Annotated in this window: 22 protein-coding genes; 13 read left to right on the top strand and 9 right to left on the bottom strand. The window is 48.4% G+C overall.

Annotated elements, in window-relative coordinates:
* The first annotated feature begins 152 nt into the window (after window positions 1–152).
* Entirely contained in the window at window positions 153–2,192 is a 2,040-nt protein-coding gene (locus F566_RS37135; RefSeq protein ID WP_020405822.1) for an extracellular solute-binding protein, read from the top strand.
* 13 nt (window positions 2,193–2,205) lie between these two features.
* Here the strand turns inward: F566_RS37135 and F566_RS0104700 are convergent, their stop codons facing one another.
* From F566_RS0104700 to F566_RS0104685, 4 genes are all read right to left on the bottom strand, one after another.
* On the bottom strand, window positions 2,206–3,612 hold the full coding sequence (locus F566_RS0104700; protein ID WP_020405821.1) for an ABC transporter substrate-binding protein: 1,407 nt from the start codon (window positions 3,610–3,612) through the stop codon (window positions 2,206–2,208).
* Between the two features lie 734 nt (window positions 3,613–4,346).
* Window positions 4,347–5,006 (bottom strand): RNA ligase family protein, encoded by a 660-nt coding sequence (locus F566_RS0104695; protein WP_157496661.1) that lies wholly within the window; start codon window positions 5,004–5,006, stop codon window positions 4,347–4,349.
* 97 nt (window positions 5,007–5,103) lie between these two features.
* Window positions 5,104–6,396 (bottom strand): AAA family ATPase, encoded by a 1,293-nt coding sequence (locus F566_RS31955; protein ID WP_020405819.1) that lies wholly within the window; start codon window positions 6,394–6,396, stop codon window positions 5,104–5,106.
* Entirely contained in the window at window positions 6,389–7,039 is a 651-nt protein-coding gene (locus F566_RS0104685; RefSeq protein ID WP_020405818.1) for an RNA ligase family protein, read from the bottom strand. The genes F566_RS31955 and F566_RS0104685 overlap by 8 nt, the downstream gene beginning before the upstream one ends.
* Before the next feature lie 668 nt (window positions 7,040–7,707).
* Between F566_RS0104685 and F566_RS0104680 the strand changes: the two genes are divergently transcribed.
* From F566_RS0104680 to F566_RS0104665, 4 genes are all read left to right on the top strand, one after another.
* Window positions 7,708–8,508 carry a hypothetical protein gene (locus tag F566_RS0104680; protein ID WP_020405817.1) on the top strand — a complete coding sequence of 267 codons (801 nt, stop codon included), beginning with the start codon at window positions 7,708–7,710 and terminating at the stop codon, window positions 8,506–8,508.
* An 11-nt stretch (window positions 8,509–8,519) separates the two neighbouring features.
* Window positions 8,520–8,921 (top strand): hypothetical protein, encoded by a 402-nt coding sequence (locus tag F566_RS0104675; protein ID WP_033415801.1) that lies wholly within the window; start codon window positions 8,520–8,522, stop codon window positions 8,919–8,921.
* Between the two features lie 454 nt (window positions 8,922–9,375).
* Window positions 9,376–10,311, top strand: coding sequence for a helix-turn-helix domain-containing protein (locus F566_RS35220; RefSeq protein ID WP_020405814.1), 936 nt, complete (start codon window positions 9,376–9,378; stop codon window positions 10,309–10,311).
* 122 nt (window positions 10,312–10,433) lie between these two features.
* Complete coding sequence (locus tag F566_RS0104665) at window positions 10,434–11,786, top strand: Na+/H+ antiporter NhaC family protein (RefSeq protein ID WP_020405813.1); 1,353 nt, start codon at window positions 10,434–10,436, stop codon at window positions 11,784–11,786.
* Between the two features lie 304 nt (window positions 11,787–12,090).
* Here the strand turns inward: F566_RS0104665 and fbp are convergent, their stop codons facing one another.
* Entirely contained in the window at window positions 12,091–13,101 is a 1,011-nt protein-coding gene (fbp, locus tag F566_RS0104660; RefSeq protein ID WP_020405812.1) for a class 1 fructose-bisphosphatase, read from the bottom strand.
* A 276-nt stretch (window positions 13,102–13,377) separates the two neighbouring features.
* On the opposite strand from fbp, the gene F566_RS0104655 reads away from it, so the two are divergent.
* From F566_RS0104655 to F566_RS37275, 3 genes are read left to right on the top strand one after another with little or no spacing between them, the layout of a single operon-like run.
* The gene (locus tag F566_RS0104655; protein ID WP_020405811.1) at window positions 13,378–14,061 is read left to right on the top strand and encodes an ABC transporter ATP-binding protein; all 684 of its coding nucleotides are present in this window, start codon (window positions 13,378–13,380) and stop codon (window positions 14,059–14,061) included.
* On the top strand, window positions 14,045–16,381 hold the full coding sequence (locus F566_RS34770; RefSeq protein WP_020405810.1) for an ABC transporter permease: 2,337 nt from the start codon (window positions 14,045–14,047) through the stop codon (window positions 16,379–16,381). Before F566_RS0104655 ends, F566_RS34770 begins: the two co-directional genes overlap by 17 nt.
* Window positions 16,382–16,639 carry a hypothetical protein gene (locus F566_RS37275; protein WP_020405809.1) on the top strand — a complete coding sequence of 86 codons (258 nt, stop codon included), beginning with the start codon at window positions 16,382–16,384 and terminating at the stop codon, window positions 16,637–16,639.
* Window positions 16,640–16,680: 41 nt separating this feature from the next.
* Here F566_RS37275 and F566_RS0104645 read toward each other — a convergent pair whose 3' ends face one another.
* The 3 genes from F566_RS0104645 to F566_RS0104635 all read right to left on the bottom strand — a co-directional run bounded on the left by F566_RS0104645 (window position 16,681) and on the right by F566_RS0104635 (window position 20,154).
* A complete protein-coding gene (locus tag F566_RS0104645) occupies window positions 16,681–17,280 on the bottom strand; it encodes a LysE family translocator (protein ID WP_020405808.1) in 600 nt (199 codons plus the stop codon).
* 80 nt (window positions 17,281–17,360) lie between these two features.
* Window positions 17,361–18,188 carry an AraC family transcriptional regulator gene (locus F566_RS0104640; RefSeq protein ID WP_020405807.1) on the bottom strand — a complete coding sequence of 276 codons (828 nt, stop codon included), beginning with the start codon at window positions 18,186–18,188 and terminating at the stop codon, window positions 17,361–17,363.
* A 277-nt stretch (window positions 18,189–18,465) separates the two neighbouring features.
* Window positions 18,466–20,154: an amidohydrolase gene (locus F566_RS0104635; protein ID WP_020405806.1), complete on the bottom strand. Its 1,689-nt coding sequence runs from the start codon at window positions 20,152–20,154 to the stop codon at window positions 18,466–18,468.
* Window positions 20,155–20,378: 224 nt separating this feature from the next.
* Here F566_RS0104635 and F566_RS0104630 point away from each other — a divergent pair, with 224 nt between their 5' ends.
* The 4 genes from F566_RS0104630 (at window position 20,379) to F566_RS31940 (ending at window position 24,317) form a co-directional block, all read left to right on the top strand.
* Window positions 20,379–21,068, top strand: coding sequence for a response regulator transcription factor (locus F566_RS0104630; protein WP_020405805.1), 690 nt, complete (start codon window positions 20,379–20,381; stop codon window positions 21,066–21,068).
* On the top strand, window positions 21,058–22,368 hold the full coding sequence (locus F566_RS0104625; RefSeq protein ID WP_020405804.1) for a sensor histidine kinase: 1,311 nt from the start codon (window positions 21,058–21,060) through the stop codon (window positions 22,366–22,368). Before F566_RS0104630 ends, F566_RS0104625 begins: the two co-directional genes overlap by 11 nt.
* Window positions 22,369–22,578: 210 nt before the next feature.
* Window positions 22,579–23,763, top strand: a complete 1,185-nt coding sequence (locus F566_RS0104620; protein WP_020405803.1) for a PEP-CTERM sorting domain-containing protein — start codon at window positions 22,579–22,581, stop codon at window positions 23,761–23,763.
* A gap of 287 nt (window positions 23,764–24,050) precedes the next feature.
* A complete protein-coding gene (locus tag F566_RS31940; protein ID WP_020405802.1) occupies window positions 24,051–24,317 on the top strand; it encodes a hypothetical protein in 267 nt (88 codons plus the stop codon).
* Window positions 24,318–24,392: 75 nt separating this feature from the next.
* On the opposite strand, the gene F566_RS0104610 is transcribed toward F566_RS31940, so the two are convergent.
* Entirely contained in the window at window positions 24,393–24,983 is a 591-nt protein-coding gene (locus F566_RS0104610; RefSeq protein ID WP_020405801.1) for a DUF4166 domain-containing protein, read from the bottom strand.
* A 512-nt stretch (window positions 24,984–25,495) separates the two neighbouring features.
* On the opposite strand from F566_RS0104610, the gene F566_RS0104605 reads away from it, so the two are divergent.
* Window positions 25,496–25,720 (top strand): IS5/IS1182 family transposase (locus tag F566_RS0104605; protein ID WP_020405225.1); only part of this gene is annotated, 225 nt, incomplete at its 3' end.

Here is a 25,720-nt window from a genome sequence, read left to right as displayed (position 1 = left end):
CTTTTTCCAAGGCCCCCAACAGCCAACAAGTGGGCAGTCTACCGGCCTTCTGCTACCTTAAATATATGCATATTTGATAATTGTCGGTGCTGAGTGAATAGGCTCACGCCCGCCAAGGAGTTTTCCCTGGTTTCTCGGGGCAAGAATAAATAATGCGTCTAACAATAAAGCTTTTCATGGCAACCGCTTTCGTCTTTTTCGGCGTTATTTGCCATGCCGAAGACCCCGTATCTCTCGCTGTCTGGGAGCGCGAGCCTTATGTTGGCCAGCATCTGGAGGACCAGGGTTACGCTATCAAGGTATTGAGAGCCGCCTTTCAGGAAGCCGGGCTCGACGTCAATCTCACCTTTCAGCCACTTCCCAGAGCCAGAGAGAGCGCTATACAGGGCATTGTGGACGGCTACTTCCCACTCATTATTCATACCGAAGATGACGAGGATTTTCTGCTGTCAGATCCCTTTCCCGGTGGCTCTATCGGTCTGCTGAAGAAGAAGGACTCAAAGGCCAAGTGGCCCTCTCCTCCCCCCAGAACGTTGCCCGAAATCCAGACGGCTCTTAAGGGTTATCGCCTGGGACTGGTATCCGGTGAGAACATCAATAAACTGTTCGAAAACACTCGAGGCATTCGCAAGGATTTTGTCCGCACGGACCTCAACAACCTGGATAAGCTATTCCGGGGCCGAATTGATTTCACCTACATGGATAAGTACACCGCTGCAGATCTGATCGTGTTACAGCGCCCTCATATGATTGGGAGTCTTGAGTTTATTGAGCCTCCACTGCTGAACGTCAGATTTCAGGTGGGCTTTCCGCGTAACAAATCCAACCATTTCCTGCTTTGGCAGAAATTCAACGTCGGCCTTCAGCTACTGAAAGAAAACGGCAAACTTGACCAGATTATGGCGGAACACGGATTCGGACCAAACAGTATTGCCGCCCTCCCCCAAACCGTGCTGACCATCGGTACCGTAAACAATGCGGAAATGAAAGTCATCAAAGAACTCTCCAGAGAGTTTCTCAAGCTGCATCCCGATATTCAGCTCAACTGGAGAGTGATGAATGAAAATACGCTAAGACGCCGCTTACTGAGTGATTTTGCCATCTCTGACGGGCGATTCGACGTTATCACCATCGGTACTTATGAGACCCCACTCTGGGCGGAAAAAGGGTGGCTGGTACCAATGGTCAATCTATCTGACGAATATGATGTCAACGATATCTTTGAAACTGTCAGAAACAGCCTGTCCTATAAAGATACGCTCTATGCTCTGCCAATCTATGCGGAAAGCTCCATGACCTATTACCGCAAAGACCTGTTTGCCCAGGCTGAATTGGTGATGCCAGACCAACCCACCTGGCATGAAATGCGAGAGTTTGCCGCCCGACTGCATGACCCGGACAATGGGGTTTATGGAATCTGTCTGCGCGGTAAACCCGGTTGGGGCGAAAATATCACCATCATATCCACCATGGTCAACACCTTTGGCGGTCGGTGGTTCGATCCCGGCTGGATACCCCAATTGGACACCAAGCCCTGGCTGAAAGTCTTTCTTCTGTACAAAGAACTTCTCAGTCATTACGGCCCGCCAAATGTCACCCACAATGGGTTTAACGAAACGCTTAAGCTATTTGCCGATGGCAAGTGCGCCATGTGGGTGGATGCCACCGTTGCCGCCGGCCTTCTGTTCGATCCCAATCAATCCAGGGTGCACGACAAAGTCGGCTTCTCCTCCGCTCCGATAGGAACCGTCGTGCGCGGAGCCAACTGGTTATGGTCATGGGCTCTGGCAATTCCGTCGTCTTCCCGTAACCGATATGCTGCCCAGGCGTTTATTACCTGGGCCACATCAAAAGGTTATATCGAGATGGTTGGCAAAACCAATGGCTGGGTATCCGTACCTCCAGCCACCCGCCAATCCACCTACGAGCATGAAGAGTACAGAAAGGCTGCACCATTTTCTGACTTTGTACTGCAGGCAATCCAGACCGCAGACCCGGTAAATCAGACTCTGGAACCTTCTCCCTATACCGGTATTCAGTTGGTCGCCATTCCCGAATTCCCCTCGATTGGACGAGCCGTCAGCCTGAATGTTGCCAATATGCTGGAGAGAAAAATGACCGCAGAAGAAGCCCTGAGGGAGTCCCAGCAATTGATTCTGCGACAGATGAAAGACTCCGGTTACTACCAATAATCTCTAAAGTGGCTCAATACGCATCGAGCCCCTTTTGCCTGAGCCTCTCAGCAATATTGTGAGAGGCCTGAACAAACTCCGACATCCGCTTCAGTTCTCTGTCCAGATTCACTGACTCACCGTCGTCTAGTGCCTGCTTCAGCATCTCCGAGAGCTTCTTGCCAACAAAGTTGCCAATCTGCTGAAACTCTTCCACCTGAATAAACTGGATGCCCCGATAAGGCACAGGCTTCACGCTGGGCGCATCAAAATCAGCACTCTCAATGGCTTCCAGAGTGATATCCGCGAACCGGGCATATTCCCGGTAGGAGGGATTTCTGTATAGCGTATAACGAGTACCTGGAGGGACCTGCGCAATTCCATAATGCGTTTCAACCAGTTGATGATAATCGTCTGAAGTCGCCCATTTAACAAAACGCCAGGCCGCTTCTTTTTTGGTGGAACCTTTTGGCACTGCGAACCCCCAGGACCATAACCAGTTGGTTCCTTTGTCCGTGATCTGCATAGGCGCTGAGGCATAGCCGACATTGGGATATATCTCCCCGGACGCCACCGCACCACCGGCAGCCGTGGAGTCCACCCAGATATCGCACTGCCCATTCAAAAATGCCTGCAAATTTTCCGAGTAACCGTTATTCCAGGCCTGCTCCAGTCCATACTTCTCCATGACCGATAGGTAGAAGTCGATCGCATCATGCCAGGGTTTTTCTGTAAGTACTGCCTGCCAGTCTTCATCAAACCAGCGACCACCAAAGCCATTCACCATAGTGGCCAGAATCACAATATTTTCCCCCCACCCTGGTTTTCCCCTCAGGCAAAGTTTTCCCTTTTTGCCACCGGAGACTCTGCTCAGAACTTCCAGAGTACCTTCAATATCCCGCCAGGTAGGCTGCATTGGGATCTGCAGGTCATACTGCTCGAGCACATCTTTACGGTAGTAGGTAATGGAACTTTCCCCGTAATACGGCAAGGCATAATAATTGTCACCGTATTTAAAGCCATCAAGTATTTCAGGTATCCAGTTAGTCAGCTCTTTGCTGGATTGAAAATTGTCCGGGACCGGAGAAAGTCGACCTTTGCTTCCCCAAATAGGCGCTTCAAACAATCCCAGCGTATACACATCATATTGGGACTTTCCTTGTTTGCTGTCGTTGGCCTGCATCAGGCGCAAGACACTTTCATCAACGATTTTCCAGCGAATCCGGATATCCTTGTTCTGCTCCTCAAATCGACTGGAAAGCTTTTTCATGTTGAGCATGTCAGCGTTGTCGACAGTCGCCACAACGATCTCAACCGCCAGAGTCCGGGCGCTGATAGCAGGTATCAGAAGTATCAGAAATAGTATTGGGATCAGAAAGACCAACGGGGGTAGAAATCGCCCCCAACGGTAAGAGGAAATACTGTGCCTTAAATGATTCATAAACCATACCCTCGCACTACCGGGGTCGCCTGTTCCGTCAGCTACTTAGGCTCTCATGTGCCCGGTAAATATTTTTGTTAGGACAAAGCGATTCCCTGGGCATACCTCCCTCTATAAAAGACTGGCCCATGATCTGTGTTAACTATTTTATTGATCTATTTCAGGAACGAACGTCTACCCGTCAGGTGGGCGTTCTATAACGGGTATATTCTGCTACAAAAGAGAATGGCGAATGCAGTGGTTGTAACGGGTTTAACTTGATAGCCTGACAGGCCAGACGACAGATGGTGGGAATGATGTTTTCTAAGAATCTCATGACGGTAACCTGAATTATCATTATTGTCTCTGAACCGCCTTCGACGCCCTCCGGGCAGCTGGAGAATCATTCCTTGAGAGGTATACGCTCATGCCTTATTCAGCTGTATCGAGGCTATAAACATTACACAATGTATCAATCCCCTGTAGCAAATACCTTATCAACCGATTACCTATACATTTTTGACTTTGACAGACTGGCCAATCAATGACCCCTGGAGTATCGTCCGGTAACAGAATTCCCGACCACAAGATGAAACACCATCAGCAGATAACGAGCGACCACGGCTACCAGACGGGACATTAGCAATAAAGGAGCACGTTAATCGCTAATGTCCCGGTGATAGAAAGTTATTCTTCGTCTGACAAGAAGCAAAACTCGTGGGATATTGATAATGTTTTACTGAGCAACCACCTCATTACGAATACCCAAGAATTAGATTTCTAATCATTGCTCGATCTCTCCAGTGTTCTTGCAGCTCAATAATCCTAGCGAGAAACTCAGCTCTGATGAACTTGTAGCGGCTTTTTACAATTCCATTATGTTCATGCTTTATATAAAGCCCCTCCATCTTTCCAGATAGATCCGTTTGCTTGGTCGCAATATCAGGATCTAGGTTTTTCTGCGATACAGACTTCAGAAAGTTTTCTTTTTGATTGGAGGAGACAAAGTTTGAATCACCAGTCAATCTGTACAGTTCATAAGCTGTTGAATACATGCCTTGTCCAACGACTCTAACAGAAGACAGAAAACCTAAATCTTTAAGCAATTCCTGTCGACGGGAAGTGTTCAGAAAGGCGCCAAGTTCTCTATCATAGATATCGTATTCCAACAGAAAGTCAGGTAATTGATCGTAATACAGCGTGTGTTTTGCGAATAGCCACTCGCCAAACAATATGTATCGATCACCGAGCACTTCCCAGAGAGATTCGCGATGTGTCGCAAGCCAGTTTTTCAGTAAATCAAACTCTGGGTTATATACTTCGTCGATAAAGTGTCCGCGACTCTGTATACGAGGAAAGTCCTGTCTCTCAAAGAAGATACCGACTTGAGTTCCATCCATTTTCTCTTCAATCACGAGATGCTTTCCTGCGACGGACTCGAGCTTGATTTTCTTCAGATCTAGAGGGTTACAAGTAAACCTGGCCCCTTCGATATGATTGGTTCGAGGATATTTAATGAACTCCATCATGACGATCCTCACAAAATCCACCAGACAACTTTCTGACCTGACCTTCGCCGTCAACAATCCAGTATCTATGCGCCTCTTCTGGAACCGGCCATTCCAGTTGATCCAGTTGCTTTCGAAGAATTTCTTCCGGTACGGGATGCGGCCGGTTCTTATTATCTGCAAAAAGCTGAAGTTCAGACTTGTGAATGACCACCATCGTCACGAAAGCGTGGTAGTCGAATGCGACTCGACAAATCCGTTGTCTGAAATCCTCTCGTAAGTTTGTCGCATCCCAGATCACCTTTTTTTTAGCCCGTAAACAAACTTTCAGCCTTTCACGCGCAGTATTAAGAATTTGGCTTAAATTCGATTGATCCGATCTGTCACTATTGATTTCTTCTCTCAGCTCATCAAGAGAGATCACTTCACAATCAGGAAGGAAACGCTTGATCCAAGAAGACTTGCCTGAGCCGCTGGGTCCATACAATATATACACCTCACTGAAACCGCTTCTTAGAGAGTAGGTCCGCGCTATTCCTTCTTCCAGGGTTGAAATATCACCTTCCTCGAAATCTCGCATGATTCGTGCAAAGATCATGTCTCTAACACTGGGCTGCAAATTTTCGACATGAGATTCCAAATCGCAACGAAGTTGTTCCAATGGCAAATGGGAGTTCCAGACCTCGTACTCTTCACTGAACAAACGAAATTGCTCTAATAGATCAATTTGCACATTCAGGTCTTCACAAATTCGACCTCTCATATCAGCAATTTCCAGCCAATAAAGCAGCTCGGGCGAAGCTTTTCTAGCGAGCTTCCAGTACTCACCGCGCTCCATTTGTTTGATGACCAGGAGTTTGGGTCTGTGATGCTCCCCAACCAGCCCCATCACCAAATCCACCACCTCATTGGGTAGTTCCAGATTGAGTATCCTGTGGGCGATATAAGACCTTCCCATTGCTTCATGTCCGGTTGCAATGACACGCTCAATCCCCTTCACCTCTCTGCGTCGGGTCGTTAGCGGCTTGGCAATATCATGCAACAAAGCACCCAGCACCAAAGCTTGTCTTTTCTCTCCTTGGATATGGCAGGCTTCACTCTCCAACAATTGATATAGCTCGGTTAAAACCATACCTGTATGGATATGTACATCGCCTTCGGCATGCCATTGAGGGTCTTGTTCGGTCGCCTTGAACTGATGTAGCAGTGGAAAAGTATCTCCTAACTGATCTATACACTCATCAATTGACGGTGTGCCATCCAGCGCCAATGACTGGAGCCAGGAACGTCTATTCATTTTCAGCCCCTTCCATTGGTTTTAGCTTATTTGGGACAACCGATTGCGCCATCCAGTGGGTATCCGTCTGCACATGATTGGGTCTTACCCACTTGGCAAAATGAATGCTGAAATCTGAATAATCAAAACCTTCTGCTGTTCGTACAACGTACCCTTCCATCCTGGATTCGTCGACATTGATATTTCTGACCATACGCTCATCCCACATGCTTCTATGAATGACAGGTACGGTGTGAAGCTTACACAGCTCCGTCCATTCAAGTAATTCATCCCAGCTCAGGCAGCGATTATTCTCATCCCATATAGCAAACACATAAAAATAGCTGTCTAAGTCGGAGTAAAAGAGCGAATGTTTTGCATAAAGATTTTCACCACAAATCCGCCAACCTTCGGGGATATCCGAGGCAAGACGAGCCTGCAAGGCTTTCACCCAGTTTCTTGATGGATGATGTCGACTGTCAATCGAACGTGCGTGTATATAGTCCCGATAAATGGTCGTGCATTCACCATCCATTTTTTCGGTGATCACCACTTCTTTGTTTTCAAATCCATGAGAATCCGATTGCCGAATATCGTCGGCCGTATATCCCGGAGACCATGGAAGATGAGGTGTACGAGGGTATTTGAACCGTTGAACGTTCATTACCTATCTCCTTAACTTCCCGATACCAAGTGCTCTCTTCGCTTTTGGTATGCTTTTAAAAGATAAAATTTGGAAGGACAGCAGTTACCCTTCGCAACCGATCAATTCTTAATGGTGATCGTATAGCGAATAAAAGTTTTGCTGTAAAAGAAGGAGAAAGTAATTACATAGCTCCACAATTAGAACGAAAGTCCAACGCCTCGAAGATGGGGGATGTTTAAACTGACGGGGATTATAGGACAGCTTCGTTGGCTTTGAAATAGGCAAAAGTTTGTCATGCCTCTCATGCATTAGAACCGCTCTGCTTAACCACTACTTTCTATTTCCCGATTTCGCAAATAAATGTTATCCGATGGATTGAATTTCCCACTCCATATTTTGTATCGGTTCACTCACCATTTTCCGCCAATGCCATATGGTACCCACTAGGAGCTCCATGCAGTGGGTATCAAAGAGGATGGATTAGTTTCCTTTTTTACTAACGAATGAAGCACGAGACCGAAGGATTGGTCTCACGCTCTTGTATTAAATATCCTCATTAAGACCATCACCCCTACGGACGATAAGCTCTCAACTTAACGGAACATTATAATCCGTCCCTAGCCTTAAAAATTTGGTCGAATGGGGCTACTTGTTGGCCAAAAAATGGTCCAAGGGAGGCCTCATTTATGAGCAATATGGAATCTTTAAAGAGAATAGCGGAAGCATGTTTGGCAAAGAAGGTTGATATCCCAAACTCTCCCCTCTGGCATATGGGCATGGCCGCCAAGTTTGGCTCAAATAGTGACTTCAAGACTATGCAAGATGCTATCGACTATTTGACGTGCAAGGCTAAATCCCGCATGGAATTTAATGCAACTGACAAGGAGTTCTTAAAAGAATTGTATGAAGCATTTTGGTGGGGAGGGCATTACAAAGGTTTGAAAGAAGCAGCGGCCCTCGCAGACCATTACGTCAACGGTAATGGAGCTCACCTTAAAATCAATCCTGAAGTTTACCAAAAATCGCCAATCGTCATTGCCACAATGGACGCAATGAAAAAATACCTTTCAGAACTCCACAAACAAAATCAAAATATTGGCAACCTACGTTGTGATCGTGCAGATTTTCGCTCCAGCCAACATGCAGAGCAACTTCGACGCATGAATTACAAGACCGAGGGGAAAATGAAGCCTAACGGTGTGCTGGAAGCAGCACAGAATGATAGTAGACTGCATAAGGCTGACGGGCATTTCTATTTAAATAGCTTTAATGTTGCAATCGATGGCATTGGAATTAATACAACTTGGTCGGTTAGAAGCATTTACGACTTCGAACCTTTCGAAAAACATGATTATTACACAGAAATTCCATTAGGCAATTTTAAGCTGGTTCTTCCTGATGGACTGTCGGAGTATATGACACATATTGGAGTAGCGAAGGTTTTTAATTACTCTGCTGAATGGCACGAAACATGGCGCATGGAATAGGTAATATTCAAATGATTCAACGCTACTTATTAATCCTCATTAGCAGTTTTACCTTGTTCGGTTGCGCTGATTCTGGACCCGACTGCTCTTTTGCAACAGATACGGTGTCAATCATCGACCAAAAACTTATCGGTAATCAAAACTATTTTCTAGTTCATCGAATCAGCGGTTGGCATGACAAAATCGAAAGCTTTGAACTCTATGATACTGAACCAGCGTTTGATATTTGCGGTGTTAGTACGACGGAGCCCCTATATGGCGAATCAGTGGACAACAAGGATGCCAATAACGCCAACCAGTACATAGCACATATCTTTTTTGAGCCACCGGATAAGTTCTTACTGGAGTATACGGGGGGAGAGATTCCACGGCCTGACTATTATCAAGGTTTGAGACTGGAGTTAAGGAATTAGTTGTAGAGTTTTAAAGCGAATCTGCCAGCTATCATTTTTTCAAATGAGGACGAACAATCCGTTCAATTTGATCGATAGCCTGGTTTATACTTTGACTCAATGAATCCTGCTCTAAGCCCGATGCATTAAGATCTGCTCTAATCACTGAGGCCAATCATTCCGTTTCTGCAACCTTCCGGAAATTCTGCTGCAGAGACAAATGGCGAACGACAGCTCTGCAACTCATTTCTATGTTTGTAGACTGATCGAATAAAGCTTCTAGCAACTTCAAAGCCTGCCTTACCCGCAAAGCTCCGACTTCCATTTCTGCAGCCCCTGATAGAAAGCCCCCCGCCAAAAAAGTATCAGTTTAAGAACAATATCCGAGTAGTACCTCTGGAAACATCACGCTAGAGTAAAAATGACAAGCGCACGACACAGATGATTGATAAGAATAAAAACAGGCAGTACTCAGATGATCAGTTCCTGTCACTTTTCTATTCAGGAAATAACCCACCAAGGACCGGAGCAAACAACCAGTTTCTGCACAGGAAGCGGGTTTCCCCATTTATTACCGGAACCAGAAAACGACTCAGAGCCCCAGAATTCCCCTGCTTCGGCCACGATTGGAAATGGACAACAACTTTGTCACCAGATTGATCTAATGCTCAGTGGATCAGGTCAGTTTCTTGTTGAGCAGTCCGGGTTACAACTGCGGGAAGGTGAAATGCTCTGGAGCTTTAAGGAATGCCGCCCACAGTTGCTGAGCCTTGAAGATGAAGCCTCTCTGATTCGAATCAGAATTCCGCTCTTTCAGTCTTTCGAACTTCGGTTATGCAAAAGTTTTGAACTGGGACTCTTTTACGGCACGGTATACACCATGTCAGTGGCGAATGAACTGGATATTCGGCAACTGCACAGGCAATTACAGGACCTCAAGGCTGATGCTCCGACACTCAGGGAAATCGCTCATGAAGAATTCAAACTTTTTCTGCGGCGCCTGACACAGCTTGAACCTCAGGCTCCCGCGTTGTCTCAGCCTCATTCAGTCCGAAGCAAAGCCTGTTATCAGGCCTATCGGATGATGATCTATATCACGGAAAATTATCGGGAAGATCTACCGATCGATAAAGTTGCAGGCTACGTCGGCCTCCATAAAAATTTTGCCATGAGCCTGTTCAAAAAGGTCATGGGAGTTTCTCTGCTGGAATATATTACCGGACTGCGTGTGCGCCACGCTGAGAAGCTGTTGATTCATACCAGTGATAACATCACGTCAATTGCCTTTGCCAGCGGTTTTTCATCTCTCACCCGGTTTTATGAGGTTTTCGGAAAGTATTTTGGAGACTCGCCCCAACGATATCGCCACAAGCTCTGGTCGAAGATGGAAAGACAATCCCACTTTTTATAACCAATTCAAAGCACTATCTTTCGATAAATTATTAGAGATATTCATGACAACCTTTATAATCTCCCACCTTTTTCCTGCCCCTTAACTGGCAGGCATGACCCATCTTTGGAAATACATTCATTATGAAGAAAGCCTCCCCTTTGGCATTGCTGCCGTTGGCGCTATTTCTTGCCCTTTTTGTTGGTAGCGGACTCTGGTATCAGGCAGAAGGTGTTGATTTCGCCTTCTATCAAATCTCCGCCCCGGTGGCGATCCTGCCGGCCATTGTTTTGGCCATTCTACTTGCCTCGGGTTCGCTGAACTCGCGGATCGAAACCTTTATCAAAGGTGTCGGTGACAACACCATTATCACCATGGTGCTTATCTACCTTCTGGCCGGCGGCTTTGCCAGTGTGGCGAAAGCAGTGGGTGGCGTGGATGCCACGGTCAATTTCGGCCTGAGCATTATTCCCCCATCGCTGGTATTGCCCGGTTTGTTTGTGATCACGGCTTTTGTTGCCACGTCCATGGGCACATCTATGGGAACCATCGCTGCGATAGCCCCCATTGCCGTCGGCGTTGCTGAAGCAACCGATCTCCCTTTGCTCCTGACCACGGGAACCGTCATCGGTGGCGCCATGTTCGGCGACAATCTGTCGATCATATCCGATACCACGATTGCGGCCACACGCACACAAGGCTGCGATATGCGGGACAAGTTCAAAATGAACTTCATGATCGCGCTTCCGGCTGCGATTCTGACTCTGATCTGGCTTTATTTTCAAAGTTCCCATGCGGTTGTTGAAGCTCCTAAGGACTACGAACTGATAAGAATACTGCCGTATGTGGCGGTTCTGGTGCTGGCCGTGGCAGGTGTGAATGTCATGCTCGTGCTGTTCAGCGGTATTGTCCTGGCCGGCGCTATCGGTCTTGGCATGCAGCCGGACTATAGTGTTGCATCCTGGTCAAAGGATATTTACGCGGGCTATACCAGCATGCAGGAGATTTTGATCCTGTCCCTGTTGATCGGTGGACTGGGCGCCATGATGAAAACCCAGGGTGGTCTCAACTGGTTGGCCAATACGATTGACCGTATCAGCCGCTTTGGTGGACGTGACAAACACACCTCTAGAACCGGTGAGTTGAGTATCAGCGCGACGGTGGCGGTGACAAACGTCTGCACGGCGAACAATACAGTGGCCATTCTCATCAGCGGCAGTCTGGCGAAAGATATCGCAGAGCGATATGGCGTGGACCCAAGACGCAGCGCCAGCCTGCTCGATATTTTTTCCTGTGTAGTGCAAGGCATTCTGCCCTATGGCGCGCAGATTTTGCTGGCGTCTTCACTGGCGAAGGTATCGCCTTTGGATCTGGTCGGTAATGTCTATTATTGCTGGATCCTGGCTCTGGCAGCCGCAGGTTCAATTATCATCGGTTACCCGAAAGGGAAATTAGCAACTTCGCTGAATCAAGAACAGTCTTTCAGTAACAGCTGACAGATTGCCGATACTCTACTGGAAGAGGGTCAATCGACCCTCTTCCCCAACCCTCCTCTAGATTTCAAACCTTCGGCACTTTTCCGATTTTTTTTGACCGGCACCCCCTGTATAGGGAGATCAATACCAGCCGATTCTGCCACTTCCTGTATATCCGCAGGCTGAAAATTCAGAGTCTTCCGGTTAATGAATCAGATGCAGAACGCAGAAATCGAATGGGTTAAGGAGTCGTCATTGGGGGGGGATTAATGGAGGGGGAAAACGACATCGACCGTGCGGAGCCGATGTCGTTGAACGCATGGTATCAGCCGAACTCTTCGACGAATTTCTCCAGCTTGTCCACCATTTTGGGTGATCCGACAAACAACGGGCAGCGCTGGTGCAGCTTCTTGGGTTCAATATCCAGAATACGCTGACCCGGATCGGCAATCGCCCGGCCACCGGCCTGCTCAATCAGGAACGCCATTGGATTGCATTCATACAACAGACGCAGTTTACCCTGAGGGTAACGGCTTGAAGTAGGATACAGGTAGATACCACCTTTGATCAGATTACGATGGAAGTCAGATACCAGGGAACCAATGTAACGGGAAGTGTACGGACGGCTGGTGGCATCGTCTTCTTCCTGACAGTACTTGATGTACTTCTTCACCCCTTCCGGGAAGTGAACATAGTTACCTTCGTTTATGGAATAGATGGTGCCGTCTTCAGGAATCTGCAGATTCGGGTGAGATAGACAGAACACCCCAATCGTCGGATCGTAAGTGAAACCATTCACGCCGTTACCGGTGGAATACACCAGCATGGTGGAGGAGCCATAGATGACATAACCTGCTGCCACCTGTTTGTTACCCGGCTGCAGGAAGTCCTCTTCGGTCACGTGGCTGCCCTGAGGTGACACCCGGCGGTATACCGAAAAGATAGTACCGACGGACACGTTCACATCAATATTGGATGAACCGTCCAGCGGATCAATCAATACTACGTATTTGCCGTCAAGGTTTTTGGTTTCCTCAAATTTTACAAACTGCTCTTCTTCCTCAGAAGCGATACCGCATACCACACCACGTTGGGCCAGTGCGTTCTTAAATCTTTCGTTGGCATAGACGTCGAGCTTCTGCTGCTGTTCGCCCTGCACATTCTCGTCGCCTGCTGCACCGGTAATATCGGCCAGTCCAGCCTTATTGATTTCCCGGTGCAGAATTTTTGCCGCCAGGCGGATCGATGAAAACAGCGACGTTAGTTCACCACTGGCGTCAGGGTACTCATGTTGTCGGTCGATAATAAACTCGCCGAGAGTTTTGATGATTTCCATGTTGGTACTCTATCTCGTCTTCTTGGTATGGTTCTGGAATCCGTCTATTGTGACGAACGAGACTGAAGAGATAAAGCAAATATCGCCCTGACAGCCGTATCATAGACCAATAGCCTATCCTGTCAGGGATAATATAGGGGGTCATCAGGTTGGAGGCAGGGATAATGTCGTGCTTCTAAGGTACAGTCGAATGCCCTCCCCGGACCGGTGAAACAAAATGCCCTACCAAACGTAGGTAATAGCACTTATCAACTCGACACAAATTCTGGTATCCGAATGATTGAGCTGAAAAACCTGTCCATGTCCTACCCTATGCGACAGGAACGACTCCAGATCCTGACAGACGTTAATCTGACCATTACACAAGGTGAAACTGTCGCCATTATCGGCCCCTCAGGTTCCGGGAAAACAACGCTGTTATTGCTCCTGGCAGGACTGGAGCAGGCTGAGAGTGGAGAAATCAAACTGATCAACGAGTCGCTGGGAACGATGGATCATGATCAGCTAGCCGATTTGCGCAGGGACCATCTGGGGATTGTATTCCAGTCTTTTCACCTGATCCCGAGTCTGACCGCGCTGAACAATGTCTCACTGCCGCTGGAAATAGCCGGCCAGAAGGACGCTCGGCTGAAAGCTCGTCAGATGCTGAACAAAGTCGACCTACAGGAGCGCGCCGACCACTTTCCCAGCCAACTGTCAGGGGGAGAACAACAACGGGTGGCCATCGCCAGGGCCTTGGTTCACTCTCCCAAACTGGTTCTGGCGGATGAGCCCACCGGAAATCTGGATCTGCACACAGGTGACAGAATCACCGAACTGCTGTTTACACTGAATGAAGAATCCGGATCTACCATGGTGATGGTTACCCATGACGAACAGATAGCCAAACGCTGCCAACGGGTTCTCAGACTCCATCAAGGCCAATTGGTCGAGGATGAACATCATGCGCTTCCTGCTTGAACTGGCCTGGCAGGACTTGCGCGCCAGCGGCCGATCTCTCTGGATTTTCTGCACCTGTCTTGTCCTCGGCGTCTGTTTGATTACCGCGTCAGGCAGTCTGTACAAACTGGTGGAAACAGGATTGCTGTCGGATACCCGTGCCCTGTTGGGAGGTGACCTGGAAGTCGATGTCTCCACTCCCCTGCCTGATGATGCCCTAGCCTGGATAAATCAGCGTGGAGAGGTTTCGCTGGTGATGGAAGTCAACACGATGCTGGGCACCAGTACCGGAGACTTCCTCCGAGTCGAATTACAAAGTACCGCAGACAATTACCCCCTTTACGGCCAGCTAGAACTGAACCCGACCATGACGCTTGCAGATGCCACCCGGCAGACCAACGGGAAATGGGGAGTGGCCTTGGACCCCGTACTGGCAGAAAAACTACAAGTGAAAGTAGATGATGTGGTGTTGATCGGCTCTTTAGAGATGGTCATTCGCGCCCTGGTTCTGGAGCAACCGGACAGAAACCTCAGTGCCAACTGGCGAGGTGCGCCGGTATTACTCTCCGAAGATGCCTTGATGGCTTCCGGTCTGATCCAGCCCGGCAGTAGAATCGACTATGAATATCACGTCCGTACCGATACTGACGCTGAGCTCTGGCGAGAAGAATTTTATGCGGCCTTTCCCGACCAGGCGTGGGAAGTACGGACCTTCAAAGATCGTAGTGAACGCATCGCCAGACGCCTTGAGCAGATTGCTTCTGGACTGATGTTAATCGGGTTCAGCACTCTTTTTATCGGTGGACTGGGAGTATTCAACAGTATTCAGTCCTACCTGCAGACAAAAATGGGTACCATTGCCACACTGCAAGCATTGGGCCTCCGGGAAAAGCGCCTGGCTCTGGTGTATTTGATACAGGTCGGCATACTAAGTGGATTTTCCAGCCTGGTAGGGGCTGCCATCGGCAGTCTGTTAGCCATAGCTGGGACCTCCGTGGCCGCAACAGAACTGCCAGTGACCGCCAGTCTGGCAGGCTTGCTCCTTCCTGCCGTCATTGCCGTGCTGTTCGGTGTACTGACCGCTTATACCTTCGCATTACCGGCCATTGGCCGGGCACTGTCGATCCAGCCAGCAGTGTTGTTCCGCGGAATGGAAAATGCTGACACTAAGCTGAGCGCAGCGTGGAAATCGGCAACGCTGACCGGTGCCGGTATGATTATTTTTCTGTTTATGAGTACCGTTCCCGATAGGTTGTTCGGCCTGGGTTTTATCGCTGTGGCAGCACTCATGTTGTTCATCCTTGATGGTGTTGTCTATATTCTGAAATTTCTAGCCCGGCGCCTTGAAAGTCACAGCTTCCTGTCGACACACTTTAGCGTCAAGCTGGCCGTTGCCAATCTATATCGTCCCGGCGCACCTCTGAGAATATCTCTGCTATCTCTGGGATCAGCACTGACGTTACTGGTGGCTTGCACAATTGTGGTCGCCTCGATTGTCAGGGCCATTAATGCCACTATACCCAACGAATCCCCTTCACTGGTGCTTTACGATGTCTTTCCCTATCAGCTAAAGGACGTCACCGATGCACTTTCGGCTGGGACAACGCTTATCAGTCAGGGTTCTAGCGGTACGGACACCACCAATACGCGAGATGTTTCTTCAGCTACGCGGGTGGATAAGGCACCACTGGTCAGAGCACGCATGAGTGCAATTAACGGAACGCCACTCAGGGATGTCACCGGCCTTGAAAAGGACGACCTGCGCGATGCCCTTGAGGATGAGTACAAGTTAAGTTACCTCAGTAACAATATCGATAGTGTCAATATCATTGAAGGCCGCTGGTGGTCGGAAGTATCCGAAGCAACGCAACAACAAGTCGAAGACCCGGTCATGGCCATGGAAGACCGTGAAGCCAATCAGTTGGGTCTTCAGGTGGGTGACCGTATTACCTTCACTGTAGAAGGCCGCTCTCTGGAAGCAGAGATTGTCGCCATCTATTCCCAGAAAGGTCTACAAACCCGTTTCTGGTTTGAAGGCATTATGTCACAGGGAGCCTTGGACGGGCTGATTCACCGTTATGTGGGCGCCGCTTACATGAGTGATCAGGACGCAATCCAGGCCCAAACCAACATCGCACATATTGCACCAAATGTCATTACAGTGCGCACTGCCACAATCCTGGAAACAGCCAGAGATCTGCTCGGTAAAGCCACTGCCGGATTGCTGGTGGTAGCCGGAGTCAGTCTGACCGTCAGCTTACTGGTACTGATCAGTGTGATGGCAGCCGGACGAACCCGTCAAATCTACGACGCAACCGTATTGCACTCTCTGGGGGCATGAATGTCGGATATTCGCCAAAGCCTTCATCTGGAATATCTTCTGCTGGCATTGATCACGTCGGCTTTTGCGGTGCTATTAGGATCAGCCATCGCTCTGCCACTACTTGAGTTACGTTTGAAGCTGCCTTCACAGGATCTTGTCTACCTGGGAGTCATCACAGCTGTCACGGTCAGCACAGTTTCTCTGGGTATGGGCGCCAGATATCTTTTACGACGGTTGAAACTGAAACCGGCTCTGTTGTTACGCGATCCCGTATAGCAGGTAGCAGGCGGTTGAAGTATCAGACCTCTCAGATGTCACTAAATGGACAGATATACCTGCTCATAGGCAATGTCGCAGGCGACCAGAAACAGCATAACCGCCATCGCGATATTCAGATACTTCAGGTAGGCGGTTTGGGTGATACGACTCATCATCCCCTTCCCCATCAGAGCATAGGTCCCTGGCGCTCCGAAGGCGAGCATTGACAACACAACGGACCAGAGCAGAATGCTCCAGCCGGTGATACCTGCCGCCGGAAACTGTATCGTCGCAATTGGCAACGTCGTGATCATCCCCTTTGGATTTAAAAACTGTATCATCAGCCCATCCCTATAACTCAGTAAAGCTGGTGATTGCAGCTCTGGATCAAAGGTCACCGCTGAACGCCCTAATTTAATGGACAGGTAGAAAATATACAGGCACCCCAGCACACTCAAAATCAACCGGTTTCGCTCATCTACCAGCCAGGCCCCGGTATAGCCGAAGACCACAAACAAAATCAGCATGGCACTGCCAACTCCCAGAAAGAACCCAATCGAAGTACGAAAGTGACCGTTCATTCCCAGATTCATAGCGAGCATATTAACCGGCCCAGGTGAGTACATAAGCCCCAGGGAAAACACTATTATTTCCAGCATGCAGATTTCTCAGTTTAGGGTTCTAGAGCTATCTCAGAGTCAATTGGTGTGCGACAGACTGCGTTGACACATCAACAGATTTAGCGGGTCACACTCAATTGGTACTGACGCGGTGTCATACCGTAGATAGGTTTAAAGCGTCGGTTAAAGTGGCTGACATCTGAAAAACCGAATTGATAGGCCACATCTTCTGCTGGCCTGCCCGATTCAAGTGCTTTTCGAGCTTCGTTGATACGACAGTTCAAAATGTACTGATGGGGTGTAATACCAAACTGCTGACGAAACATTCGGACAAAATGATACTTGGACAGATGACAGGCCTGACTGAGCTGATCCAGACCCAGATCGTCATTCAAATGGGCATGAATGTACTCTCTGGCCCGCATTAACAGTGAATCTACCCTTCGCGTTACTCCATCACTTTCATATTGACCACAGTTTTGTGCCATTCGTGCCGCTATCTGGCCAAACGCCATTTCCAGTTCAGCCGTACTGGTGTTATCGTTCGAGATGAGCTCGCATAAATTCAAGATATGATGTCGCAGGGTATCATCCTGAATCAGCATTTCCCGTTTAAGCATTTTCCCGCAATTTCTGATACCGGCACTTTCCAGTAACGATTCAAATTCTTCAGGTTGGATATACAGCATACGATACTGCAGATCGCCATCCCCACCTGAGCGACCGTCATGGACAGCACCGGGTGGAATGAAAATAATATTGCCCGGATGACTGCGGTGAAGAATACCACCACTGAAGAAATCCTGTCGGCCCGCCAAGGTTACTCCAATCGAGTATTCCTCGTGAGCGTGCTTGTCGTAAGTAAAATCACCCATGGCCGCATGCAATGCAGTGACATCCGTCATCTTGTCATTCTTAACGAAACGGAAATGATTACGTTCAGCCATCTCAATTTCCCCGACTTACCGCTTGGCCTGGAAGGAATCCCATGCAAGCCACTATATCACGTTAGATTTTGCCTGGTCGCGATCCGGTTACAGCCGTACCGACCTTCCTCACAACAAAATGTTGTCTTGGCAATATAGAGAGATTCTCAGTGCAGGTCTTGGACGAAATTGCGGTCTTAGCGTGCCTCCATCAAGAAAAAGCCCCCTTCCGGAGGCTTTCAGATTGATATAATCGTTGTTTATATTCGGCTATCTATGGCTCACCTCTGCCTATGACTCACCTCTGCTCAAAAATAACCTCACCATCAAAGATCGTCATCAGTACCTTAGCTTGATGAATACTCTCCGGCGCTATATCAAACAGGTTCCGGTCCAGAATGATCAAATCAGCCAGTTTTCCGCTCTCGATCGACCCGGTCTGAGTTTCCTGTCTCATGCTGTAGGCGCTATCAATGGTGTAGGCACGAATGGCCTGAGTCAGCGACAGAGCCTGTGGATCTCGGGTCACGGCATTTTGCAGCCCGATCATGGGATTGAAAGGGCTGACACTCCAATCACTGCTGAGCGTTACTCTGGCACCGTTTTCGCGCAGACTTCTTATTGGCACCAGGTTGTCAGCCCGACTGGTGCCGACGAGCTCATCATTGTGATGCCACATTGAAGGCTGGGTAAACTCCCCGGCTACCTGGGCATCCGCCGTAATATTCAGCTCAGCGAATCGAGGCAGGTCTTCAGAATCCACCATCTCAACATGCGTCAGCCGATGTCGCCCTGCCTGTGTTCCGGCGTTTTCAATAGCATTCAATGATTCATGGACGCCCCGATCTCCGATCGCATGTATCAGAAAGTCATACCCGACCGGCTCAAGCGCAGTGATGTATTTCTCGATTCGTTCTTGTGTGAAATAGTTGAGTCCCCGATTACCGGGAATATTCAGCAAATTGATATCGTAGGGTTGTTTAAGTGCTGCTGTAGTGTTGTGCAGAATTCCGTCACTGTAGAGCTTGATTTGATTGATCCTGAGCAATCCGCCAGGATTCTGACGATACAGCGAGGTCAAAGTGTTTAATTGTACCTGATCGTCCAATTCAGGATATGCCCACAATGCCAGCGAGACCCGCATGGTCAATTCATCATTATCCGCCAGGCGCTGCCATGTTTTATGGTGATTTCGCTGCCAATACCCTCTTGCATCCACAACCGAGGTAATCCCATGCTTGGCAAACTCAGGCATGGTGTATTCTTTGAGACTTAGGTAATCACTTTCAGCGGTCAGATGATTCGCATTCATCGCTCGCTCCATCACCATATCACCAGCGTTATCTATCAGAATTCCACTAAGACTCCCGTCTTCGTTTTTCATAATAATGCCTCCCTGAGGATCAGAGGTGGCCGCATTGATGTTCATCTCTTCCAGCGCCTTTGAATTCACCCACATTGAATGGGAAGTCTGCTCCATGATAATGACCGGACGGTCTGGTACGGCTTCATCAAGTATCTCCAGCGGTGAGCGTTCCGCTTCGAGTAACGCATATATTGAGTGGCCATACCCGATTAACCAGGATACGTCCGGATGACCTCGTGCAGATTTCTGAATCTCAGAAACAAAACTCTCGGCATCGGTTTCCTCTGAATCCAGTATAAAGTGATTACTGTCCGAACCTGATTCCAGCGCATGAATATGAACGTCATGGAACCCCGGCATGACCATATTTCCCTGCAAGTCCATGACTCTGGTATTCGATCCGATAAATGACTCAGCCGATTCAGTATCCCCTACAAACACAATCCTGTTATCTTTGATTGCCACGGCCTCCGCCCAACTGTTTGAGCGATCCACCGTATAAACCGCTCCGTTGGTCAGTAGCAGGTCAGCAGCTTCCGAGGCCAAATCCTCCGTACTTGCCTGAGCCGATTCGGCGCCGCCTGAATAACAGGCTGATACCCCCGCCATCATTGCCAACATCAACATTCCTTTCAAACTGGCCCATCCAACGGAGTATGGGTTAAATGACTTAGTCGCTGTATGATGGAAAGTCTTCGAATGTCTGTTTAGCTTGTGCAGACTCAGGGGTATCAGGGGCATATTCATCAGGTTCACCTCTATTGTTGGCATTGAACATGCCCAAAGAGTAGTCCTACCCAGGTAACAGCAAGGTAACAGTTAAAGTAACAGGGTACATAAACATCATGATAGTTCTGCTGGCCGAAGACGAAAGTGATCTGGCCGAAATGATCATTGAATATCTGGCTGATGAGCAGATTGAATGTGACTATGCAAGAGATGGCCGAATGGCAATGTTACTTCTGGAGCAGAACACCTACGATGTTCTGATTCTGGATGTCATGATGCCCAGGCTCAATGGTCACGAGGTCTGTCTGGCAGCAAAACGCCATTATCCGCAGATGCCCATATTATTTTTGACCGCTCAGGACAGCCTCGACGATAAGCTGACAGGATTTGCCAAAGGTGCCGACGACTATCTCGCCAAACCCTTCGAATTCCCGGAGCTGGCGGCCAGAATCAAGGCTCTGGCCAACAGATACCGTCCGACACCGGCCATCTTCCAATTGGAAGATCTATATGTTGATCTGGAGCAGAGGATCGTTAAACGGGACGGTCACCTTATTCACCTTTCCTCCATCCTGTGGGAGCTCTTGATCAGACTCATTCGACAAAGCCCCGGCGTGGTTTCAAGAAGTGAATTACAAACCGCCGTCTGGGGAGATCAGGAGACCACTGATGCGATGCTGAAAACCCAGCTTTATCGCCTGCGGCAGCAGATCAACCTGGAAAACCTGCCACCACTGATCCATACCATTAAGGGCGTGGGAGTGACGCTGCGAAAAAATGACGATGGTAAACCTGATGAAGGTTAGACTCGGTATTCAATCCTATATCGTTACCCGCTTTCTGGCGGTTCTCTGCCTACTCCTCCTGCTGACTCTCTTCCTTGGCCGCTATCTTAAGAATCTGAGCCTGGATGAATCAACTGAATACTACATGTATACCGAAGCCGAGTGGATCGACGCTCACTATTCACCACCGGATCTACCGGAATTTCAACCGGGCCTGCGAGAATACTACTGGGGCGAAGACCAGCTACCGAATGATGTCACTGCAATATTCCGCCCGGCATCCTGGCGCAATGGCGAAGTATTGCTGGCAGAGCATGAGAATCAGACCGTCTATCTGCTCGCTTTCCAGTCTTCCCAATCTTCTCCCCTCTCCGAGTCAACTGACCAAAAAGAAACGCTGTTTGTCATTCATCGCTTCACCGCGAAACAGCTGGACGATGAGTACTCCACATTATACGGCAACTTATACGTCGCACTTTTCGCTTCATTTGGGTTGGCAATCATGACAGGGTTCTGGACCAGTCAGCGCATCAGGCAGCCGGTCTCGGATCTTTCCTCCTGGGTCAACCAACTCCGTGATAGCAGCAGTCCTCCACTCCCCCCGGCGTCGGCTGATCGCTTCAACGAAACCCGTAACATCACAGACTCACTTGTCGAGGCCATCCGGCAACTTGAAGAGGCCAACCAAAAAGAGAAGGACTTTCTGAAAGTCCTCAGTCATGAGCTTAAAACACCAATGGCCATTACATCTGGCGCGATCCAGTTACTGGATGCCAGAAATGCCATCTCAATTGAGCAAAGAAAGTATTGGGATAAGTTAAAAAACGCCCAGAAGACCATGCAAACACTCTCCCAGACAGTTCTGGACCTCTGGAGAGCTCATCCCGTCACTGACACACAGCCAGTCGATATCACAAGACTCCTCAAGCAAGTGCTTAAAGATAACAAATACCTGCAGAAACCCTCAGTAGAAGTGAGTATTCGTATAGATGGGCCCGTTGAGGTAAGCACTTCGCCTTCGCTTCTAAAGCTTGCCTTGAACAATCTGATACGAAACGCCCTCCAGTATACTGTCGAAGGCGAAATCGATATTCATACCGTCTCTGCCCCAGCCCCAGCAAAGCTCATTATCACTAACCCCTGTCAGAATCAGGAAGCAGAGGCCACCTACATGCATACAGCCGATGACCTGCCGGCAAAAGACTATGGTTATGGAGTCGGCCTTTTCCTGGTGGAAAAAATCTGCGAACAAAAGCACTGGTCTTTTCATACCCGAAAGGAAAACCAGCGCTTTTGCGTCGTCATTGAATTATCCGGTTAACCCTCAGGGTTTGTCGCCCCTTCTGATTACCAGAAACTGGCAAATTAAGCTGTCGAAAAGCCACCAAAATGTCACATTCTTTTACACTTTGTAATCAAACCAACACGAGACCAAGCTACTAACTTGTTTGACTGGAAAAACAAAAAAAACCATGGCGCGCTATTTGCATTTTGGGAATTAAATCCCAATTTATCAATAAAAGGTGCCAGAATGAAATCACATCCGTGCCTTCCTATAGCCAAAGGGGCCATAGCTGCCTGTATTGCATTAAGTCCGTTAACCGCTCAAGCAGGTCCTCTGGGGATATACGAGGGAGGCATAGATTGGGAAGCCGGTCTGGCTTCGGGTGGGTGTTTGACGATCAGAGATGCTGTCAGTTGCTCCGCTCCTCTACTCAACTATCTAAGTGGACTGGATCCGACAACTACTGTTACCAATGGCGGTTATGTCCTGCCCACTCCTCAAGGAGCACTGGAATCGTATATTGTTTTAACTTCAGGGGGCGGTGCCCAGGAAAACTCTGACACTGACCCCAGTCCGGCAGAAGTCGAAGATGGCTTCAAAAGCAATGACACAACCAATGATGATTTCTTTGCCACCGGCCAAACCGGTAGCACAGCAGGAAATCTAAATGACCCGGACAACAACAGCCTGGATAACCTGGACTCCGTCGAAGATGCAGATTCCCTAGGGACCTGGGATGTTGGCATTGAGTGGTTGATCGAAGCTCTGACCATCGATGGCATTCGCCGTGAACTGACAATAGGCTTCGATTACAACCAGCCACAAAACTCATTAACCTCACTTGATTACTGGGCTTTAGTAACTGTAAAAGATCTTGACAATCAACTGGCAGATATCAATTACGAAATAGGACAGGTAACCGGCCTGACCTATGATGCCTATACCACCGAGGAAACGTTTAACAGTCTACCGGAGTCTTCTGATTTCGCCACGGTCAATGGGGTCACCTGTATTGATGACGACGGCATTCTTCCTATTCTGCCAATCCCTGGTGGACAGTGTCCTGCCGGATATGAAACGGCGATTGATAACGCTCAATCCACTTCAGATACCGAAATCTTTGCCTTCTTGCCTGAGCTGAACGCCACTCTCGAAGCGCTCCTGGCACAAGGGTATGACACCGTTTCAACCAGAATGCTATTTGGTTGTTTCGGCGGAACCGCATCCGGTAGCTTCCAACCAGGATTAGGTTACCTGGAAGATGAAGGCAACGGCGGCGAAACCACCAACTGCGAAACCGGCGGTTTTGCAGATGTTTATCTTCTGGCCGGTGCCCCGATGGAAACTGAGGTGTCCACTCCCGCTTCTATCGCACTTCTCGGATTAGCCATCGCGGGCATCGGATTCAGGAGACGTATGACAGCAAGATAATGTGGAAATGCTACTCCGCACATAATAATACTCCTTGACATAGCAGCAGAAATTGAAACAGCCCGGCAATGCCGAGGCTGTTTTTTTATCCTCAAAGAAAAGCCCCACTGGGAAGCATGACTCCTGATTCAAGCATTCGTTCCATCACGATTCATGATAACGCAAATATCTTTATATAATTATTCATAATCTCTCTTTCTCCCAATAATACTCAGCAAGTGGCAAGGCAAACGAAGCAAACCGCCGAACCATCTAACTTACTAACATGATTATTTGGAGATAGAAAAATGCGTTCACTTAAACTGAAATCAGCCATCGCCGTCGTTCTGACTGTTGCCGCCTTTGGTGCCAATGCTGAAGGAATTGCAGATCGTCATTCCGAGCGTGACTTCACTTCCAGCGCTGTTGCCAATCCTTACTCTGGCACTCAAACTGTCTTCCGCGGTGAAATCATCGACCGTCAAAATGATAAAGTGGAAGTCGCGGCAAACCCTTACAGCGGAACCCATGACGTTCTACGCGGCCAGATCGTTAACGGCAATCAAGGCGCATAAGATGATCCGGGGTCAACCAGAGGGATCAGGCCCGGCAACATCGGGCCGATTCCTCACCCTGGCATTACATAATAATTATTGATTTTCGGGCTTACTGTTTTCAGGAGTGAAATCATAAAACTCCGGTATTAACCGGCCTTGATAGGAAAGCAAAAAGCCAATGAGCGGCATCCTGAACCCAACGAAAAATTTATAGACACCATCCTTCACTAATTTGTAGGCAGAGGTTTCCGGAAACAACCACAATGGAACCGGTATCCCGGAAATTCTGACTCCGACGCAACGCCAGAACCAACCGGCATCTTTAATATCCACTGTCAGACGTAATTCAATCTTGCCTGTTTTCTCGGACCAGTAACCATCTTCCCAAGTTCCGGAAGGGGTGAAGACAGACACCATCTCATCTTTGTCATCAAACTTCCGCTGCCAAATCATCGCTCCGTCTCTATGGGAAATTGACACAAGGAATTTGTGGTCCCCTTCACCAGGAATACCCAGCCTTTTACAGAGCCTGCGGGCAAGAAGTCCGTTGATTCCCTTACCGTACTTTACAGACACTTCTCCCGTCAGCCTGCCCCCCTGATGGTGCAGCCTCTGCAAATCAGGATGTAGCTGATAAAAATGCGGACCAAACCAGCGCTTTACAGGACTCTCCGTTGATGACAATACGCTTCCCCCGAGTAGTTCTAGTCAACCGGACAACAAGTTCCTGGCGATAACTCCCTCACCTGCCCGATCTCTCGCATTCTCTTAGACATTTCATATTGCATGTTGTAGCCTTAGCACCAAATTTACTTTGAACTCAATTCTTTTAGGCATACTAAAGCTAGCACTTACTTAATACCTTCTTGTATTCGGCCACCTTAAAATAAGCAAAATTCTCGTGCATTTAACAAAAAAATATTAACAGCTTACTATTGAAGATATTTTTCACTTAGACATCAAACTTAAATAATCGTTTTTCGCTCAACGAGTATGGCTATCACATTTCGGTACTGCAGCTTGTTTATTCTAAAGCCCCTGAAATTTGTCAGAGACACAGCCACCGCAGCGCCAGCCATTTTCAGAGGCCCTAATATCAGTCAACTTGCAACGGGATGCAATGTTCTAAGGAGGCTCTGAATAACTCCCCAAATCAGTCATAATACGGCCAACTTCACTCATCAGGAATACTATCCATGGATCAGATGACTTTCTCCGAAGCTGAATACCAGAATAAGAAGCGTAAGACCCGCCGGGAAATCTTTCTGGAGCGAATGGATAAGCTGATCCCATGGAAACGCATGGAAAAGAAGATCGCCCGCTATTACCCCAAGGGCGAGAACGGCCGCCCTCCGTATCCGTTATCCACCATGCTTCGTGTCCACTGCATGCAGCTATTTTATAACCTCAGCGATCCTGCC

Source organism: Hahella ganghwensis DSM 17046, from assembly GCF_000376785.1.
GTDB lineage: Bacteria > Pseudomonadota > Gammaproteobacteria > Pseudomonadales > Oleiphilaceae > Hahella > Hahella ganghwensis.
This window is presented reverse-complemented; position numbering and strand designations above follow the sequence as displayed.

Bases quoted from the DNA above. Each gene is read 5' to 3' on its own strand.
- F566_RS0104620 (WP_020405803.1), top strand. From the start codon at position 22,579: ATGAAATCACATCCGTGCCTTCCTATAGCCAAAGGGGCCATAGCTGCC.
- F566_RS0104655 (WP_020405811.1), top strand. From the start codon at position 13,378: ATGATTGAGCTGAAAAACCTGTCCATGTCCTACCCTATGCGACAGGAA.
- F566_RS0104700 (WP_020405821.1), bottom strand. From the start codon at position 3,612: ATGAATCATTTAAGGCACAGTATTTCCTCTTACCGTTGGGGGCGATTT.
- F566_RS0104685 (WP_020405818.1), bottom strand. From the start codon at position 7,039: ATGAACGTTCAACGGTTCAAATACCCTCGTACACCTCATCTTCCATGG.
- F566_RS0104640 (WP_020405807.1), bottom strand. From the start codon at position 18,188: ATGGCTGAACGTAATCATTTCCGTTTCGTTAAGAATGACAAGATGACG.
- F566_RS37135 (WP_020405822.1), top strand. From the start codon at position 153: ATGCGTCTAACAATAAAGCTTTTCATGGCAACCGCTTTCGTCTTTTTC.
- F566_RS0104645 (WP_020405808.1), bottom strand. From the start codon at position 17,280: ATGCTGGAAATAATAGTGTTTTCCCTGGGGCTTATGTACTCACCTGGG.
- F566_RS0104635 (WP_020405806.1), bottom strand. From the start codon at position 20,154: ATGTTGGCAATGATGGCGGGGGTATCAGCCTGTTATTCAGGCGGCGCC.
- F566_RS0104675 (WP_033415801.1), top strand. From the start codon at position 8,520: ATGATTCAACGCTACTTATTAATCCTCATTAGCAGTTTTACCTTGTTC.
- F566_RS35220 (WP_020405814.1), top strand. From the start codon at position 9,376: ATGATCAGTTCCTGTCACTTTTCTATTCAGGAAATAACCCACCAAGGA.
- F566_RS37275 (WP_020405809.1), top strand. From the start codon at position 16,382: ATGTCGGATATTCGCCAAAGCCTTCATCTGGAATATCTTCTGCTGGCA.
- F566_RS31955 (WP_020405819.1), bottom strand. From the start codon at position 6,396: ATGAATAGACGTTCCTGGCTCCAGTCATTGGCGCTGGATGGCACACCG.
- F566_RS0104680 (WP_020405817.1), top strand. From the start codon at position 7,708: ATGAGCAATATGGAATCTTTAAAGAGAATAGCGGAAGCATGTTTGGCA.
- F566_RS34770 (WP_020405810.1), top strand. From the start codon at position 14,045: ATGCGCTTCCTGCTTGAACTGGCCTGGCAGGACTTGCGCGCCAGCGGC.
- F566_RS31940 (WP_020405802.1), top strand. From the start codon at position 24,051: ATGCGTTCACTTAAACTGAAATCAGCCATCGCCGTCGTTCTGACTGTT.
- F566_RS0104625 (WP_020405804.1), top strand. From the start codon at position 21,058: ATGAAGGTTAGACTCGGTATTCAATCCTATATCGTTACCCGCTTTCTG.
- F566_RS0104665 (WP_020405813.1), top strand. From the start codon at position 10,434: ATGAAGAAAGCCTCCCCTTTGGCATTGCTGCCGTTGGCGCTATTTCTT.
- F566_RS0104630 (WP_020405805.1), top strand. From the start codon at position 20,379: ATGATAGTTCTGCTGGCCGAAGACGAAAGTGATCTGGCCGAAATGATC.
- fbp (WP_020405812.1), bottom strand. From the start codon at position 13,101: ATGGAAATCATCAAAACTCTCGGCGAGTTTATTATCGACCGACAACAT.